Source organism: Helicobacter didelphidarum (assembly GCF_003364195.1).
GTDB lineage: Bacteria > Campylobacterota > Campylobacteria > Campylobacterales > Helicobacteraceae > Helicobacter_A > Helicobacter_A didelphidarum.
In genome coordinates, this window is the sequence record NZ_NXLQ01000157.1 from 1 (window position 1) to 871 (window position 871).

Annotated in this window: 1 protein-coding gene and 1 pseudogene; both read right to left on the minus strand. The window is 30.0% G+C overall.

The window, feature by feature from the left end:
• A pseudogene (locus CQA53_RS11660) lies at positions 1 to 456 on the minus strand (hypothetical protein); the annotation flags it as partial.
• A 9-nt stretch (positions 457 to 465) separates the two neighbouring features.
• Positions 466 to 871 (minus strand): hypothetical protein (locus tag CQA53_RS11665; protein ID WP_115544039.1); only part of this gene is annotated, 406 nt, incomplete at its 5' end.

An 871-nucleotide genomic window follows, 5' to 3' on the forward strand; every position in this document is an offset into this window, starting at 1 on the left:
CTCAAATAGCGTGCCACTAAAGCCATTTGTAGTATTTGGCTGATGATGAAGTAATCTATATCGATTAGTAAATTCTATAGTTTCTTGAGATAAAGGAGCATCTAAAGAGACATTAGCAGGATTGTTATCTAGTGTAGAATTAATAAAACCTAGTGTTGTTTTATAGATTTTATCTTTAGCAAAGCGTGCTTCGATAGCACACGCATAAGCTGTGTTAGTGCCTGCTTTTTTGATGTAAGTTATATCATTTTTTTCATCTGTGAATCTAACATCTGTTTCTACTTTATCTTTAAAGGTAAGTCCATCGGCTTTATATATTTTATTATTCTTATCATCTTCAGTGTTTTCCTGAATATAATGCAACATAGCATAACTAGCATTTGCAATATGGGCGTATTGCAAGAATTTGCTTACCATTTCTAAATTTGCCTCGTGGGTTCTAATATCTTTACTCATTACTTCTCCTCAAATATTGCTACATTGTAAGATTTTTCTTCTAAAGTCTATTCCCCAACCTATCCCAGCATCACCCTTTAAAAAAATACCATAGTTATAATAAAAATATGTATTATTTATATAAAATTCTACCTGATTATTGGTAATCTTTTGAAATGAGATTTCTTTAACCCGACTTAATATTTGTTTGTGTATAATGTATTTTACATCATTATAATCTTCAGTAGGTGTCCCAACAATAATTTTTCCTGCATTAAGATAACACAACCTCTTAAACTCATAATATTGCGGGTCTATGGATTTAAATGAGATTCCGCCCATAATGAGCATAAAATAAAAGATAGATGAAAGACAAGGGAGTATCAAAGAAAGATATTGAGAGTATTTTTTATGAAGTATTTTATTGATTAAAAAT